At 46.9% G+C, this 16,558-nt stretch carries 11 protein-coding genes; 7 read left to right on the top strand and 4 right to left on the bottom strand.

The genetic code is table 11. The features are described 5' to 3' along the window. Nucleotides 1-10 precede the first annotated feature (10 nt). Entirely contained in the window at nt 11-1,135 is a 1,125-nt protein-coding gene (locus LZG74_RS08625) for a glycoside hydrolase family 18 protein (RefSeq protein WP_233796142.1), read from the top strand. Here the strand turns inward: LZG74_RS08625 and LZG74_RS08630 are convergent. After that, nucleotides 1,132-4,518: a DEAD/DEAH box helicase gene (locus tag LZG74_RS08630; protein ID WP_233796143.1), complete on the bottom strand. Its 3,387-nt coding sequence runs from the start codon at nt 4,516-4,518 to the stop codon at nt 1,132-1,134. The genes LZG74_RS08625 and LZG74_RS08630 overlap by 4 nt on opposite strands. A gap of 50 nt (nt 4,519-4,568) precedes the next feature. Here LZG74_RS08630 and LZG74_RS08635 point away from each other — a divergent pair, with 50 nt between their 5' ends. From LZG74_RS08635 to LZG74_RS08645, 3 genes are all read left to right on the top strand, one after another. Continuing rightward, nucleotides 4,569-5,012: an RpiB/LacA/LacB family sugar-phosphate isomerase gene (locus LZG74_RS08635; RefSeq protein ID WP_233796144.1), complete on the top strand. Its 444-nt coding sequence runs from the start codon at nt 4,569-4,571 to the stop codon at nt 5,010-5,012. A 2-nt stretch (nt 5,013-5,014) separates the two neighbouring features. Next, complete coding sequence (locus LZG74_RS08640; protein ID WP_233796145.1) at nt 5,015-5,830, top strand: DUF481 domain-containing protein; 816 nt, start codon at nt 5,015-5,017, stop codon at nt 5,828-5,830. Nucleotides 5,831-5,949: 119 nt separating this feature from the next. Further along, nucleotides 5,950-7,143 (top strand): Gfo/Idh/MocA family protein, encoded by a 1,194-nt coding sequence (locus LZG74_RS08645; RefSeq protein ID WP_233796146.1) that lies wholly within the window; start codon nt 5,950-5,952, stop codon nt 7,141-7,143. Nucleotides 7,144-7,401: 258 nt separating this feature from the next. Here LZG74_RS08645 and LZG74_RS08650 read toward each other — a convergent pair whose 3' ends face one another. Continuing rightward, on the bottom strand, nt 7,402-8,244 hold the full coding sequence (locus LZG74_RS08650; protein WP_233796147.1) for an aldo/keto reductase: 843 nt from the start codon (nt 8,242-8,244) through the stop codon (nt 7,402-7,404). A 166-nt stretch (nt 8,245-8,410) separates the two neighbouring features. On the opposite strand from LZG74_RS08650, the gene LZG74_RS08655 reads away from it, so the two are divergent. Further along, a complete protein-coding gene (locus LZG74_RS08655) occupies nt 8,411-8,653 on the top strand; it encodes a transcriptional regulator (RefSeq protein WP_233796148.1) in 243 nt (80 codons plus the stop codon). A gap of 39 nt (nt 8,654-8,692) precedes the next feature. On the opposite strand, the gene LZG74_RS08660 is transcribed toward LZG74_RS08655, so the two are convergent. Next, on the bottom strand, nt 8,693-10,831 hold the full coding sequence (locus tag LZG74_RS08660; RefSeq protein WP_233796149.1) for a type IA DNA topoisomerase: 2,139 nt from the start codon (nt 10,829-10,831) through the stop codon (nt 8,693-8,695). 493 nt (nt 10,832-11,324) lie between these two features. Here LZG74_RS08660 and LZG74_RS08665 point away from each other — a divergent pair, with 493 nt between their 5' ends. Next, nucleotides 11,325-11,582, top strand: a complete 258-nt coding sequence (locus tag LZG74_RS08665; RefSeq protein ID WP_026630255.1) for a hypothetical protein — start codon at nt 11,325-11,327, stop codon at nt 11,580-11,582. An 87-nt stretch (nt 11,583-11,669) separates the two neighbouring features. Here the strand turns inward: LZG74_RS08665 and LZG74_RS08670 are convergent, their stop codons facing one another. Continuing rightward, complete coding sequence (locus LZG74_RS08670; RefSeq protein WP_233796150.1) at nt 11,670-12,533, bottom strand: hypothetical protein; 864 nt, start codon at nt 12,531-12,533, stop codon at nt 11,670-11,672. Between the two features lie 168 nt (nt 12,534-12,701). On the opposite strand from LZG74_RS08670, the gene LZG74_RS08675 reads away from it, so the two are divergent. After that, on the top strand, nt 12,702-16,544 hold the full coding sequence (locus LZG74_RS08675; protein WP_233796151.1) for a PVC-type heme-binding CxxCH protein: 3,843 nt from the start codon (nt 12,702-12,704) through the stop codon (nt 16,542-16,544). The last annotated feature ends 14 nt before the right edge of the window (nt 16,545-16,558 follow it).

Here is a 16,558-nt window from a genome sequence, read left to right on the forward strand (position 1 = left end):
ATCCTGAAACATGAAATCTGCTAAGTATCTACTTTTGTCAGCATTCGCGCTGATCATTCTTTACCCTGCCTCAGCATTTGCTCAAAAAAAGAAAAAATATATTGTTAATGCGTATGTAGGCGGTTTTCGCGGCCTGGTTAAGACAGAAGAAATTGATGCCGAAAAGCTGACCCACATCAATTACGCATTTGTGAATGTGCAGGACAGCCTCGCCGTGCTGACCAATCTGGCAACGGACTCCACCAATTTTCGCAAGCTGAACGAAATGAAAGCATCCAAAAATCCGGATCTTAAAATCCTGATTTCCATCGGTGGATGGGCTTGGAGTGAAAACTTTTCGGATGCTGTTCTAACCGAAACTTCCAGAAGAAAATTTGCCAAATCCAGCGTGGACATTGTACGCCAGTTCAACCTGGACGGTGTGGACATTGACTGGGAATATCCTGCCATGCGGGGAGAAGAAGGCAACATTTTCCGGCCCGAGGACAAGCAGAATTTTACATTAATGTTCAAGGCCATCCGCGAAGAACTGGATCTGCTGCAAAAAGAAAAAAGCCGGGCTTATCAACTCACAACGGCAGTAGGAGGCTCGAAATCATTCGTCGAAAACACCGAAATGGGACTTGCACAGCCATTTTTGGACTATGTTTTCATCATGACTTATGATTACGGCGGGAAAAACGGAACTGTCGGCCACCACACCAATTTATATGATTACAACCCGGACGGTTCCTCGGCCGACCGCTCCGTAAAGAATTTCATGGCAGCAGGCGTTCCGGCAAGCAAGATTGTTCTCGGCGCTGCATTTTACGGAAAAGGCTGGGAAGCCGAAACGGCGAACAATAACGGACTTGGCGAAAAACGCGTAAAAGCCGTGCAGGGAGGCGGTTATACCAAGCTGAAAGACACATTGATCAACCAGAATGGTTACAAAAAGTTTTATGATAAAAAGGCAAAAGCACCGTATCTGTTCAATGATTCAACGAAAGTGTTCATTACTTACGAGGATGAAAAGTCGGTGCGGGATAAATGTAAATATGTCAAGAAGAATAAGTTAGCTGGCATTTTCTTTTGGGAATATTTTAACGATCCAAAAGAATACCTGATCACTGAAATCAGTAAAAACCTGGACTAGCTGACAAGGTTAAGCAAATCCTTTTTCGTTAAAGTTTTCAGGACGGAAGCATCTGTTTTTACAAGATCGTCGGCGAGGTCCTTCTTGGATTCCTGCAATTCCAGGATTTTTTCCTCAATGGTTCCCGGGCATATGAGCCGCACGGCGATCACATTTTTCTTCTGCCCGATGCGGTAACTCCGGTCAATGGCCTGATTTTCAACTGCCGGGTTCCACCAGGGATCCACGAGATAGACGTAATCCGCCTCGGTGAGATTCAAGCCCGTTCCGCCCGCTTTCAGGCTGATCAGAAACACGCGAATGTTCGCATTGTTTTGAAAATTGTCGACCCTGGCAGCCCGGTCCTTCGTCTGGCCGGTAAGATATTCAAACTTAATCCCGCGCGTGACCAGCTCCGCTTTGATCAAATCCAGCATGGTCACGAACTGTGAAAAAACCAAGATCTTATGCTGCGCGGATTTACTTTCAATCTGTTCCAGAAGCGTGTCGATTTTGGCCGACGCGTTCCCATAATAAAGGTGATCATTCAGCAGGGCAGGAGAGTTGCAGATCTGGCGCAGCTTGGTAAGCCCTTGCAACACATGCAAGCTCTCCCGCGCAATGTCGCCTTCGTTTTTTGTGTTTAAAAATGTATAAAATTCGAGTTCATAAGCATTGTAAACCTTGCGCTGCTCTTCGCCCATTTCACAGTAAATCACCATTTCGGTCTTATCCGGCAGCTCGGTCGCCACTTGCTTTTTAGTCCTTCTTAAAATGAACGGATCAATGCGTTTTTGCAGTTCGCGCGCCCTGTCATTGTCCTTGAAGCGGTCAATAGGCATGGAAAAGTGGTTTCGGAACTGCGTTTTGTTGCCTAGCAAGCCCGGGCAAGCAAACGAAAGCTGGCCGTAAATGTCGAATGTATTGTTTTCAATCGGTGTCCCCGTCAGCACAAGCTTGTTCCGGGATTGCAATAATCTTGCGGCCTTATAGCGCTGTGATTCAGGGTTTTTAATGGCCTGCGATTCATCAAGGACAATGTAATTGAAATGATATTTCCTCAGAAAATTGACATCCGAAAGCAATGTGCCATACGAAGTCAAAATCACCTCGTAATTATCAAAGTCAGAAACGGTCTTGACGCGGTCTGCGCCGTAAATGGTCAGGACTTTGAGCGACGGGGCAAACTTTTCGATTTCTGCCAGCCAGTTGAATATCAGGGACGTAGGGACAATAATCAGGTTTGTGTTTTGAACGTCCTTATCCCTTTGCGTTAGAATGAAGGCAATGATCTGCAAGGTTTTGCCCAGTCCCATATCATCCGCAAGGCAGCCGCCAAACCCAAATTCATCCAGGAAATTCAGCCAGTTAAGGCCCTGTTTCTGATATTCGCGCAACGATGCGTTCAGATCCGCCGGCACTTCCACGGCTTCAATCGATTCAAAGTCGGCAAAACGGGATTTATAGAATGCAATCTGCTCTTTCACTTCCATACTAAGCGCCTCAGCATCATACATTTCACTAACCGAAGCAAAGTTCATCTTTGATGTCTGGATAACATCCCCGACAATTTCACCGGCTTCAAAGAATTTAGCAAATTTCTCGATCCATTCATCCGGCAAAATGCCCTGAGAGCCGTCGTCCAGCTGCACATATTTCGTTCTGTTTTTAACGGCCTTATGCAGATTTTTTAAGGTAACCTTCTGATTTCCAAACCGCACACCCGCAGTTGTATTGAACCAGTTTATGCCGCTGATCACATGCACAGACACTTGCGCGCGGTTCGGATTAAGCCGGATTTTTGTTAGTTTATCAAATCCCAGCACCGTTATTTTCTGGTCTCTCCATTCCTCAAATGTGTTCAGAAACCAGGACTCGTTCAGGAAGCGTTCTTTATACAAATAAAAGAATTCCCTGCCCAGCTGATCCTCAAAATCAGGATGTTGGCGGATAATAGCACTTGCAAAACGGAGCTCTTCACTTTCATCCCTTTGCACGCTGAATGGATTGCCGTGCGCATCGACTGAATAAATCTGTTTTTTCGAAAAAACCGGCACTTCCACACGTCCGTATTTCATGACGGGCGTGATCATTACATAATTCCCGAAATCTTCCAGGTAAATGATCTTCTCATTTTCGAGATGAAAACCCTGTTCTTCTCTCTGCGCCTGCGTGGCCGGTTTCAGATACGAATAAGTGATCCGGATCTTCGATTCCAGTTTGGAAAGCAGGTTTTGTCTGAATTCTTCAAACTTCGAGTTATGAATGATTATTTTTTGATTGTGCTGGCTGAAAAATTCAACGGTTTTCAGAATGTCTTCATTGTCAATCAAATGCAAAGCATCCAGATACAACACAAAGTAGTCGTAACGCATCTTGACCAATTCCAGATCCAGGGAAACGCCATTCAAGCTCAGTTGGCCCGAAATCTGGAAAAACGGGTCTTTCCGGTCGATATTCAGATGCATATCAACGGGAGATTTTTCCAGTTTTACCAAAACCAGTGACGCTGCGCTGACATTCTCGGAGATCAACGGGTTATGAAAAAAAAAGTCGAGTCCGTGCGGATTCCTGACAATGCTTTTCAGTCCCGCGAGATCGGTATCCACCTGCTTTTTCCGGAAATTGTTCTGGAAAGAAGCGATAGCCGTATAAAACTTGATCACGTCCGCGTCCTGCGTTTTCCATATCGCGTCCAGCGGATTTATTAATGTCAGCGGGTTTTTAAGCTTTCCGTCGCGCGTAGTTGCAGCTTCATGAATCTCGAAATAGAAATGCTCGTAATACTTATGCTGACCAATGACGACAATCGTTTTCGAATTCTCCTTCTGCACTGCTGAACCCGGAATGTCGATCGAAGACTTGTTGATCCATTGGTTCTCTAAAAACGAAACCGACGACGCGCTGATCGGGATCAGCTCTTTCATCTTTGGCTTGATTTCCAGCTCCTTATTTGCATAAATCAGCTGAAAATAAGCATCCAGGTCCGTCTCGTTCTCCAAGCCATAATCCTGCGCAACAACTCGTATTTTGTCAAATCTCAGCTTTTTATCAAAAAATGCACGCAGGTCCTTTCTGTTATTGAGATTGTATAAAACCTGGATCTGATGCTCGCAAAGGCGTTTCTTAGGCTTACTGCATTCACAATAAACCGTGAGCGAATGACTGTTTTGTCTGGCAACGACTTTACAATGGTCGGTTAATGCTTCGGAGATTTTAAATGATGCATAATCCACATCAATTTCATGCGGTTGGATGTCAAAGAAGCCTCTCCGGTCGGTAGCAGGCAGTTCAGCGCTGTTTTGCAGGATGTGTGTAGTGGTTAAATCAGCGAGATTGAAATCCTCAAAAACAAAGTTGTGGGCTGGCTGGTTTTCTGCGTCGGCAGGGGCATTCTTTTTCATATGGCAAATTAATGAACTATTTTGCACATTCATTTTAAATCATTCTCAACATGGAAATCGGACTTGCTGCTGATCACGGCGGATACGAACTGAAAGAGTTCTTGAAGACCTATTTAATCGGAAAAGGGCATCATATAACAGATTTTGGCGCCTATCAAATGGATTCCAAGGACGATTATCCGGATTTTGTGATTCCGTTGGCCAACGCCGTCGTGAAAAAGGAAGTGGAACGCGGCATTGCTGTTTGCGGGAGCGGCGTGGGCGCTTCTGTGGTGGCTAATAAGGTTGCTGGCGTTCGTGCAGCGTTGATTAATGACCACTTTTCGGCCCACCAGGGTGTGGAAGATGACGACCTGAACCTGCTTTGTCTGGGCGGTCGCATTACCGGGAATATGGTTGCACAGGAATTCGTAGAATCTTTCCTTAATGCGCGTTTTACGGGCGAGGAGAGGCATTTACGCAGGTTAGGAAAGGTTAAGGCATTAGAAAAATAAGTATGGGGTTAAATTTCACAAAGCTTGTCGCTTTCTTTTTGTTCATTTCAACAATTCTAGCTCATGCGCAGCAGCCGTCATCCGGCTCCCCGCAGGCCGTTCCACTCGACTCAGTGCTGTCGGTCAAACCGGATAGCGCCGTAAAGCCTCCGCCTCCATTGTTCGACACCATTCGTTACCGCTTTATCGGTGACGGGAATTTTGCGCGGGGTAATGTAAACCGCAGCCTCGTTGTGCTCAGGGCAGAGCTCACATTCAGCGGACCTGCCATTAATGTGGCCACCAACCCACGCTTTACTTACGGAAAGCAAAGTGGAATCCTCGCAGAAAGGGATAGTTATGTTGACCTTTTCGTAGACGTTTTCAAAAAGCGGCGAACCTATGCGTTTGGGCTGGGTGCTTTGGAAACCAGCAATCTGCGTCGCATCGATTTGCGTCAGATGGCAGGTGCTGGGATAGGTTACCGCCTCATCAGAAACAAATCCAATGACATGAGCCTGACCAATGCGATCCTTTATGAATCCACCAATTTCCAGGAAATTTCAACGGTGAGCACGATCAGAAATTCATTTCGGGTAAAAGGCAAGCATTCGCTGTTACAGGATAAAATTCGGATTAACCACCTTACATTCCTGCAACCGGCTTTGAATGATTTTTCAAACCTGCGCTGGAACACGATCATTTCCTTTGAACTGCCTCTGAACAAATGGGTAACATTGCGGACCAGCTTCGAAAACTCATATGAAAGTGTCGTAGAAGCCACCCGCAAACGCAATGATTCGCGGATCACGTTCGGGGTCTCCGTAGGGAATAAATAAATGCGCTGGCCGGCCCGGCGCTTGTCAGGGAAAAAGAGGCATAATGATGTCCATGGTTGCGGTACATTATATATGCATAAAATGTGCTTTGTATATAATCACAATTTTCCAACCTTGACATGAAAGAATCAGACGATAACCGCCGCCAGTTCATCCGGAATTCAGTAAGCACAGCCGCTGGAATTATGTTGTTGCCTGGCCTGGCCGCACCCGGCTGGGCCGCACCCGGCCGGGCCGAAAACGCTTCCGCTTCCGCCTTGGCGCGTCCTGTGAAAGAGCCCTCAACGCCTGATATGCCGCCCAGAATTCAGTTTTCTGTGATTGGAATGAACCACGGTCACATTTACGGTCAGGTGGAGGCGGTTACGCGGGGCGGCGGTGAGCTGGTTTCGTTTTATGCCAAAGAAGAGGACTTAGCAGCGGCATTCGCCAAGCGTTACCCGCAAGCCAAGCAAGCAAAAAGCGAAGCGGAAATCCTGGATGACAAATCCATTCAGCTCATCCTAAGTTCCGGGATTCCCGACGAACGCGCACCGCTGGGCATTCGTGTGATGAAAAGCGGAAAGGATTATATGGTTGATAAGCCGGGCATAACCACATTGGAACAGCTCGCGCAGGTGCGCAAAGTGCAAAAGGATACCAAACGCATCTACTCCATTATGTACAGCGAGCGCCTGGAAAACCGCGCGACCATTAAGGCCGGAGAATTGATCAAAGAAGGCGTGATCGGAAAAGTGGTGCAGACAATCGGCCTCGGGCCACACCGCATGACGCCGAAATCCCGTCCGGAGTGGTTTTTTGATAAAAAACGCTTCGGTGGCATCATTTGTGACATTGCATCGCACCAGTTTGACCAGTTCCTTTTCTTCACAGGATCCACAAAAGCGGAAGTTGTCGCCTCCCAGGTTGGTAATGTCAACCATCCGCAATATCCGAAGTTTGAAGATTTTGGTGACGCAATGCTGCGCGGCAACGGGGGCACCGGCTACATCCGTGTCGACTGGTTTACGCCCGACGGTCTCAAATCCTGGGGCGATGGCCGCTTAACCGTGCTAGGAACAGAAGGCTACATCGAAATCCGCAAAAACATCGACATTGCCGGCCGCGAAGGAGGAAACCATCTTTTTGTAGTCAATAACAAGGAAACACAATACATCGATTGCAGCAAAGTAGAACTTCCCTACGGCCGCCAACTCGTAGACGACGTCCTCAACAGAACCGAAACTGCCATGTCACAAGAACATTGTTTCCTGGCCACAGAGCTTGCATTGAAAGCGCAAAAGAACGCGCAGAATGTAGCGGCTTTGAGTTGATCATAGGTCAAAATCGTCAGGGACATCGTTGCATCCCTCCGGGATTTAATTACATGCAAGATAACTTTGCTACCCATATTGTATCCCTCTGGGATTTGATTACATACAAAATAACAATACTACCAATATTGCATCCCTCCGGGATTTCTGAAAATGAAAATGCCGGAGGCATGCGATATTGGTAGAAAACAACAAACCGGGCACATTGAATAAATGCCGGAGGCATGTAACAACTTTCCGTACGTCAATTGCGCTTTTCTACTTCGACAGCGCTTCAAAGTCCTCATCGGACAATGTAATGTTTGCTGCGCCCATGTTTTCTTTTAAATGTTCCAGGGAACTGGTGCCGGGGATGAGGAGAATGTGTGGAGCTCGTTTCAATAGCCAGGCTAATGCGATCTGCGATGTTGTAGCGCCGTGCTTCTCAGCGATCTGTGCGATTTTGGATTGTAGCTTGTTCGGGCCGGATGCTAGCGGATACCAGGGGATAAAAGCCATGCCCTGCTGCTCGGTGTAATCAACGACTTCTTCCCATTTGCGGTCGCCCAGGTTGTACAGGTTTTGAACAGAAACGATTTCGATCACTTTTTCAGCGCGCTGAATCTGTTCGACATTCACTTCTGAAAGTCCTACGTAACGAATCTTACCAGCTTGAACAGCCTCAACAACAGGTGCCAGCGTCTCTTCAACAGGGAATTTCCGATCGAAACGGTGCAATTGCCAAAGATCGATTTTCTCGACTTTCAAGCGTTTTAAGCTGCCATCAATTGCCTCACGGATGTGTTTCGGATCTCCGTTGGTAACCCATTGGTTCGGGCCGGTGCGGTCGAAGCCGCCTTTTGTCGCGATCAGCAGGTCGAGCGGATAGGGGTGCAGTGCGTCTGCGATCAGGACTTCGTTGGTATGCGGGCCGTAAGAATCGGCTGTATCGATGAAGTTTACTCCTGCTTCAACGGCGGCTTTTAACACTTTTTTGCCATTTTCCCGATCAGCAACCTCGCCCCAGACGCCCTTGCCTGTGAGCTGCATGCCGCCATAACCCAGTCTTTTTATCTCTATTTCCCCGCCAACGCGGAATGTCTCTGCAATGGATGTGCTCATAGTTTGTGATTTGTTAATGATTATTAAGCAGTAACCCGCAGTTTGATGATTTGATTCGCCATAATGCGCATGTTAATGCTTAATTATTTGAGAAATCACAAATGTCACGCCAAGGCATAATTTGGCACAGTTTTGTTCCAAATCATTTAAATCAATGTTCAGAAAAATGGAAACCACAATTTACGAAGATCAGGCAAAAGCACTGGTCGCTGAGATGAAGCAACTAATTGAAACAAAGGGAATTAATAATGGTAATGCTTTGGAAGAAGCGGGGCTGAGCCAGGAGATTGTAGGAAGGATTTTCAATGGTGAGCAACTGCCTAGTCTTTCGGAATTCCTCGCATTATGCCAGATTTCAGGGATTTCATTCCAGTTGCCAACTGTCGAAACGCCGAATACGCCGATGTAAGGGGAAGAAGGCTGCATATTTAGCCACTTCAAAGCTGCATCACCTTGCCACTTCAAAATTGAAATCACCATTCATGACCAGCCTGGCGTCGGTGGTTTCAGGGTTGCCGGGGATTTGCAGCCCTTTAATTTTGGCAGTTTTGCCTTTGCTTAGCAGGTCATATACATGTTTGTCCGTAAGTTTTTTACTTAGAAACTCAAACGGAATTTTAAAACCGCATACGCTGAAATTGGAGCAGCCGTAAGCGGTTTTTCCTTTTTTGAGCAATTGCTCTTTGCATTTCGGACAAGTAAGCGCTTCAATGTTGATTTCTTCCTTAGGCTCTTTCGGCTCGCGGGGCTTGGCCGGTTTCTTTTCTTTTTCCTCCTTTTCGACCACAACGGGCACTTCTTCGGCAATGCTGATCGCACGTCCGCGGTTGTTCTTCACTTCGTTGGTCAGTTCCACAACCATCTGGATCAGCTCCTGTTTGAATGTTTCCATCGAATAGTCGCCCTTTTCAATCAGCCGCAATTTCCGTTCCCAGTTTCCCGTAAGCTCGGCGCTTTTCAGGAGTTCATTCTGAATGGTGTCAATGAGGTCAATGCCCGTTTGTGTGGCCAGAATATTCTTCTTTTTCTTCTCAATATAACGTCTTTTGAAAAGCGTTTCGATAATGTTGGCACGGGTGGACGGCCTTCCGATGCCGTTGTCTTTCATAAGCTCGCGCATTTCCTCATCCTCCACTTGCTTCCCGGCCGTTTCCATAGCTCTCAGCAATGTGGCTTCCGTGTAAGCTTTGGGTGGTGTGGTTTTTCCCTGATGCACGCGCGGCTCGTGCGGGCCTCTCTCGCCCACTTCGAAGTTGGGCATCAGCTTTTCCTCTTCCGCTGCCTCTTTTTTCGCGCTGGCATCATTGGCGTAAACAGCGCGCCAGCCCGGTTCCAGAATCTGCTTCCCTGTTGCTTTGAATTCAACTTGTCCCACCATTCCCAGCACCGTTGTGTTTGAAACCTTACATTCCGGATAAAAAACAGCGATAAACCGGCGGGCGATCAGGTCGTAAATGCGCTTTTCTTCCGGGCTGATGTTGCCGGGCAAAACGCCGGTAGGAATGATGGCGTGGTGATCCGTTACTTTCTTATCATCAAAAACCGTTTTCGATTTTGGGATTGGTTTCTCCAAAAGCGGCGCGGTCAGTTGCGCATAGTAAGTGAGCTGCCTCAATATGCCCTCTACTTTGGGATGCAGATCTTCGGAAAGGTAGGTTGTGTCCACCCGCGGGTAAGTCACGAACTTCTTTTCGTAAAGATTTTGAATGTGCTTTAATGTATCCTCGGCGGAATAACCAAACTTTTTGTTGGCTTCCACTTGGAGTGAAGTCAGGTCGAAGAGCCTTGGATTTCCTTCTTTTCCTTCCTTTTTTTCAAATGATGTTATTTCAAAATCATGCAGCAACAAATAGGCCAGGCCTTTGTTTGCCTTTTCTTCACTCCTGATACGGTCAATGGTGGCCGTAAATTCCGTTTCGCGGTAAATGGTTTTTAATTCCCAATATTCTTCCGAAACAAATGCGTTGATCTCCTTCTGACGCTGAACGATCAATGCGAGCGTAGGCGTTTGTACGCGGCCAATGCTCAGGACGACCTTTCCCTGACCAAATTTTTTGGTAAAAAGGCGTGTCGCGTTCATGCCCAGCAGCCAGTCGCCGATGGCACGTGCGCTGCCTGCTGCATATAAGTTGTTATAAAGTGCGCTGTCTTTGAGTTTTTCAAAACCTTCGCGGATCGCTTGTTCGGTAAGCGAAGAGATCCAGAGGCGTTTCACGGGAACGGTGCATTTGGCTTTCAGCAATACCCAGCGCTGGATCAGCTCACCTTCCTGGCCTGCATCCCCGCAGTTGATCACTTCCTCACATTTGCTGACCAGGCTTTCAATCACCGCAAATTGCTTCATTGCCCCCGCATTATCGATCAGCTTGATGCCGAAGCTGGACGGGATCATGGGAAGGTCTTCCAACCGCCATGATTTCCAGCGTTCTGTATAGTCGTGCGGTTCTTTTAATGTGCAGAAGTGACCGAATGTCCAGGTGACCTGGTAACCATTCCCCTCATAATAACCGTCCCTGCGCTGATTGGCCCCGATGATTCCCGCAATGTCTTTGGCAACACTTGGCTTTTCAGCAATACACAATTTCATAGCTGCAAACTTACTCGATTGAGCCGCAAAGTTTATAAAAACACCCGAAAAACTGACCGAATAATCAATCGGGGAAAATATTTAAAATTATTTTCAAAATATTTTTTGGCAACAGGAGCTTTTTGGGTCGAAAAATTGGTAAAAACGGCTATTGATAAAGTACACTCCGAATTTTATTTTGATTTAAGATCACTTTGCCAAATTGTATCCTATCCTTTTTAATTGGATTGTTCTAAGATTGACCATTGGCATAGCCAAACAGAATTAAGTAAAGTCAAAAAAATAGATTTTAGGTTACTATTCAATTTGTAATCTTTAAATAATGATATTTTCTGAAACAATATAAGCTGATCTTACACTCCAATTTATGATCATTAACACCGAATGTCATAAAGCACATTGTTTGCTTGAACGTTTGTATTCAGATAATTGTAGTATATTTGTACAAGAATTAGAGACAAAAACAGAACAAAAAACGTAAACACTATTAACAATGAAAAATACAAAAAATATTTTCGCAGCAGCCTTGATGGCCTTGACTTTCGTAACTTACGCTAACGCTAATACCACTGCATATACAGTTGAAGAAAAAGTAAAAGTTTCCGGACTAAGCAAAGCACTTCCAGCTTCACTTCCCGTTTTGGAAAGTCCGGCACCACAGAAAGCAAAAAATTCGATTGACACCAACAATCACAGTGCATCACAAAAAGCAGCTATCGTAGGCCTACAATTGAAAAGCACTACGAAGTAATTGAAATCAGCCTTAATTTGAGAAGGCTTTATGGAGAATGAAAGTTAAAGAGGGGGATTATTTCTCCCTCTTTTTTTGTGCCCTTACCTATTCACGGACGCCGGTTTTTTGCCATCTGAGCAAGCCTTCACGGATGTCGGCCAGGATCTGGTAATCGTCTTTGACCCAGTTGCCCGAATTATGTTTGGTATGCTTTGCATTGCGGAGGTAATTTTCAAATAACGCATAGCATTCCATCGCATCCTCGCGCGAATGAAAACTGTCGATCCACGCCTCAGGCACTTCGTTTTTGGGCACAATGCCGATGCCTACATTATAGACCTTAATGATGCCTTTTGAGAATTCCCAAGAAATGTAATCCTGCTCCCGCGTGTAAGCGGCCCTTAATATGGATGCATTGTGGCCGATGTAATTGATCAGCCGGTCATAAATTTCATCCTTCGTTTCAGGTGCGTCCGGTTTAATGCGCCAGGCATTGTTCTGAACCGAAAAAGGGTCTTCCATATATTTATCTATCGGCTCGCCATACTGGGCCAGCGGCAGACTGTTTCCCGGCATAAATTCTACCAGAAGTCGCTGCTTTCCGGAGGGTGACGTTTGTATAATGACCTTCAATTCCTCTGTTTTACGATTGGCCGTCAATAAAAGCGACTGGTCATTTTCGTCATAGGAATATTGGCCGAAATCGTATTTGCCATCTTGGTAAACACGGGTGAAAGTGCTGTCGGGGAAAAAGGACATCAAAACCTGATCCATGCTGCCGGTTACTTTCAGCAGGCTGCGATCCTTATTCGGGACGGCCGAACTGCCTCTGAATTTAGCAAACCGCCAGCTTCCAGCCAGCTTTCCCTTGTTCAGGATCAAGGGGTTAATGTTGGTGATCCGACCCTGGTAACTTGCATCTTTTTTCTGCTTCACGCCACGGTAAATGATCCCATGGAAGTCCATCATGGTAATCAGTATAAGCAGCCATATCATTTTGATCAACACCATGACAGATCGAAACCTAAGTTTTTAAATGTAGTCTTCCCGAAAGGTTTAAGAGTATTTCCAGAAGATTTTGTGCTTATTCCTGTCATTCCAAGCCCTTTCACCAACTATTACCTGATTGTAACACCTATGCAAATCATAAGGTCAGCCCCGCTTTTCCTCATTTTCCTGTTGCTCAATTTCGGATATAATTTAAAAAATCCCGCCAAGGAAATCAAAAAAAATGTGGTTGCGGAAAATTCCCTTTCTGCCGTTCAAAACGAAGCGGAAGAGACCATCAGTATATTTAATGGAACAGATAAAAAGCCGATTTTAGTCCAGAATGCGAAAGCAAATTTCCGCCCTTACCTGCACCCGATTGTCGCGCCGGACGGAAAAGGCGTGCTTACCGAATATAGCCCGGGCCATCACAAGCACCAAACGGGCATTTACTGGGGTTACACGCGCGTGAACGGACGCGATTATTTTCACCATCCCGACGGTGATTATTGGAAAAGGGTTTCGGCAAAAGTGGTTGAAGCAAAAGGAACCGAAGTTAAATGGCAAACAGTCTATAATCTGCTTGATTCAACGGGAAAGGCCGTTTTGACTGAAACTCAGAACTGGTCTATGCGTTTCAAAGATGGCAAATATCTGCTCGATCTCGAATGGAATGGCGAGGCCCAAACGGATGTGACCATTGGAAAATATGATTACGGCGGCTTGTTCGTGAGAATGCCCTGGAAGGAAGGCATTAAGGGCGAGGTGATCAATGCTGCGCGTCAAAAAAATGAAAAAGCAGAAGGCCAGGCCGCCATGTGGGTGGATATTGGCATGCAGGTGACGGGCCGCGATAACCTCGCTCACATTGCGATTCTGGATCATCCTGAAAACAAAGGTTATCCCCAAACCTGGCGGGTTGATCAGCAACTAGGCGCTGGCCCGGCAAGGGCGCGGAAAGCAGATTGGCACATTAAAAAAGGCGAAACCGAAACCATCAAGCATGAACTCGTCATTTACACCGGCGAGCTGAATGATGTGGAATTAAATAAAACATTTGGCGAATTCATCGGCAACAATGGCACTTATAACACCGCTGCATTGTGGGCGATTGCACAAAAAGAGGGTAGGGAGGCTAAATTTCTGAGTGCGCAGGAGGCAGTTGCTGCTATGACGATCAAGGATGGTTTTCTGGTGAATGCTTATGCTTCGGAACCCATGATGACGCAGCCGATGGCGTTCTGCTGGGATGATAAGGGACGAATGTGGATCGCGGAAAACAAGGATTATGAGTCGAGGGGAAAAGGTTTTTCAAATGCAGGCGACAGCCGGATTTTGATCCTGGAAGATACAAACGGCGATGGAGTTGCCGACAGCCGGAAGGTTTTCATGGAAGGCATTGCCTTTCCGTCCGCCATTGCAGTGGGTTTTGACGGCGTGTTCGTAGGCGCTCCGCCGAACCTGCTTTTTGTCCCGGATAAAAATGGTGACGACAAGGCCGATATGGACAACATTGAAGTGCGCCTGACAGGCTGGGGCATCCGCGACCGGCACGAAACATTGAACAGTTTTCACTGGGGGCCCGATGGCTGGTTATATGGTTTGCAGGGTTTTGCCACGCCTTCCAAAGTGGGCAAGCCTAAGGATAAAGGCAAGCTTTACAAGCATAAGGACCCGTTTCCGGAGAATTTTGAGGTGGAAGATGGCGTCGATATCAATGGCGGTGTGTGGCGTTACCATCCTACGAAAGCCATTTTTGAGGTTGTAGCGCATGGTTTCAGCAATCCGTGGGGAATAGATTATGATGCAAAAGGCCAGTTGCTGATGACTGCTTGCGTGATCCCGCATTTATGGCACGTGATCCCGGGCGGCATTTACCACCGGCAGGGCGGCCAGCATTTCAACCCTTACGTTTATAATGATATCAAAACCATAGCCGATCACACGCACCGCTCCGCACATGGCGGCGCACGGGTTTACTTGTCCGATGCTTTCCCGGAATCCGAACGCGGGAAAATTTTCATGGCCAACATTCATGAGCACGGCATCTTATCTGACATTCTAACGCCAAAGGGCTCGGGTTTCAGCGGAAAGCACGGCGACGATTTTATGATGGCCAACAATGCGCAATGGGTTGGTTTCAGCATGGAAATCGGACCGGAAGGTGGCATGTATGTCCTCGACTGGCACGATGCCGACATCTGCGGATCGGATGTTTTGAACTCGGAAACGGGCCGGATTTTTAGGATTATGCCAAAAGTTTCCAATGCGGAAAACTGGAAAGGTCGCTATGATGATCTTGGCAAAATGTCTGATATGCAACTGGCCGATTTGCAAACGAGCAAAAGCGAATGGCACGCACGCCGCGCCAGGATCATATTGCAAAACAGGGCTGTGAAAGGCAAGCTGTCCAAGGATGCGCTTGAAAAAATGGCGAACATTTATGCAAAAGATAATAACGCAGATTACAGACTCCGCGCCATGTGGGCTTTGCAGGTCACGAATGCGCTGAATGCTGATCAATTGATGAAAGCATTGGACGATAAAGACATCTATGTTCGTGCATGGGCCATTCAATTATTAACGGAAAACAGCAAGCCATCGCAGGAAGCGGTTGCCAAATTTGTAAAGCTTTCAAAAGAAGATCCGTCTCCTGTTGTACGACTTTATCTGGCGTCCGCGTTGCAGCGCATGGATCCCGCGCAGCGGTGGGGCATTGCAGAAAATCTGATCGCCCATTTAGCTGACGCCGAAGATCATAATCTTCCGAAAATGATCTGGTATGGCATTGAGCCTTTGGTTAAAAACAATCCTGCGAAAGCGCTGGAAATGGCCGGAAAAAGCAAAATTCCCATGGTGACGCAATACATTGCGCGTCGGGCGGTGGATGCGGATGCTGTGGAAACGGTGGTGGCGGCGATTGGCAAAATGCCTGCGAACCATGTTGTTATGATGGAAGGAATGCGTGACGGACTGGAAGGCCGCACAGACATTAAGACGCCCGCAAACTGGAAAGCTGTTTTTGCCAGCTTAAAACAATCCAGCGGGCCTGCTGCAACGCTGGCAATAGAAATATCCCAGCATTTCGGCGACACGGAGGCGGCAAAAGGCTTTTTGACAACACTTAAAAATGCAAATGCACCCGCAGAACAGCGCCGCAAAGCATTACAGGCACTGGCAACCCGACAAAGACCGGAATTAGTTGCGGAGCTGTCTAATTTACTCAATAATAAGGACTTGAAGCTTGATGCGATCCGTGCTATGGCCGGGTACGACAGCGAACCATTGGGCAAACTGCTGATTGAGCAATATCACAAATTCAATGCTGCCGAAAAAGCCGAGGCCATTCAGACATTGGCATCCCGGCCAAAATCAGGGTGGTTACTCACCCAGGCCATTTCTAAAAATGTGATTCCCAAAAAAGACATTCCGACTTACGTTGCGCGGCAGCTCAGAAGGGTAGTAGGAAGCGGTTTTGTGGAGGTTTGGGGGCCGATCGACCATGTGGCTTTTGATGAAAAGGCCTATAAAAAGTATAAGGGGCTACTTACAGACAAGAATGTTTCCGAGGCCAGTCGCAACCAGGGACGCATGATTTTTCAGAGAACTTGTGCGCCGTGTCATAAGCTTTACGGCGAAGGCGGCATTATCGGTCCTGAACTTACAGGTTCAAACCGTGCGAATCTCGATTATTTGCTCGGTAACATTCTCGATCCGAGTGGAGAAATTCAGGACGATTATAAAATGGTTGTAGTCACCACGCGTGATGGCCGCACTTATGTGGGCAACATTGCCAAGGAAACGGAGCGGCAGCTGACATTGCGCATTGTTGGGCAGGATGCGGTTGCTATCAATAAATCAGACATTCAGACGCGCGAGGTGACGCCGGTTTCCATGATGCCTTCGGGGCTTCTGGAAGCATTGTCGGATAAGGAAGTGACTGAGCTGGTGGCTTATCTGAGAACCACAGCGCAGGTTGAACTACCCAAATAAATGGCACGATACCA

The organism is Dyadobacter sp. CY327 (assembly GCF_021390415.1).
GTDB lineage: Bacteria > Bacteroidota > Bacteroidia > Cytophagales > Spirosomataceae > Dyadobacter > Dyadobacter chenhuakuii.

Coding starts and splice junctions, on each gene's coding strand:
- LZG74_RS08670 (WP_233796150.1), bottom strand. CDS start 12,533: ATGATGGACTTCCATGGGATCATTTACCGTGGCGTGAAGCAGAAAAAA.
- LZG74_RS08645 (WP_233796146.1), top strand. CDS start 5,950: ATGAAAGAATCAGACGATAACCGCCGCCAGTTCATCCGGAATTCAGTA.
- LZG74_RS08630 (WP_233796143.1), bottom strand. CDS start 4,518: ATGAAAAAGAATGCCCCTGCCGACGCAGAAAACCAGCCAGCCCACAAC.
- LZG74_RS08660 (WP_233796149.1), bottom strand. CDS start 10,831: ATGAAATTGTGTATTGCTGAAAAGCCAAGTGTTGCCAAAGACATTGCG.
- LZG74_RS08635 (WP_233796144.1), top strand. CDS start 4,569: ATGGAAATCGGACTTGCTGCTGATCACGGCGGATACGAACTGAAAGAG.
- LZG74_RS08655 (WP_233796148.1), top strand. CDS start 8,411: ATGGAAACCACAATTTACGAAGATCAGGCAAAAGCACTGGTCGCTGAG.
- LZG74_RS08675 (WP_233796151.1), top strand. CDS start 12,702: ATGCAAATCATAAGGTCAGCCCCGCTTTTCCTCATTTTCCTGTTGCTC.
- LZG74_RS08625 (WP_233796142.1), top strand. CDS start 11: ATGAAATCTGCTAAGTATCTACTTTTGTCAGCATTCGCGCTGATCATT.
- LZG74_RS08650 (WP_233796147.1), bottom strand. CDS start 8,244: ATGAGCACATCCATTGCAGAGACATTCCGCGTTGGCGGGGAAATAGAG.
- LZG74_RS08665 (WP_026630255.1), top strand. CDS start 11,325: ATGAAAAATACAAAAAATATTTTCGCAGCAGCCTTGATGGCCTTGACT.
- LZG74_RS08640 (WP_233796145.1), top strand. CDS start 5,015: ATGGGGTTAAATTTCACAAAGCTTGTCGCTTTCTTTTTGTTCATTTCA.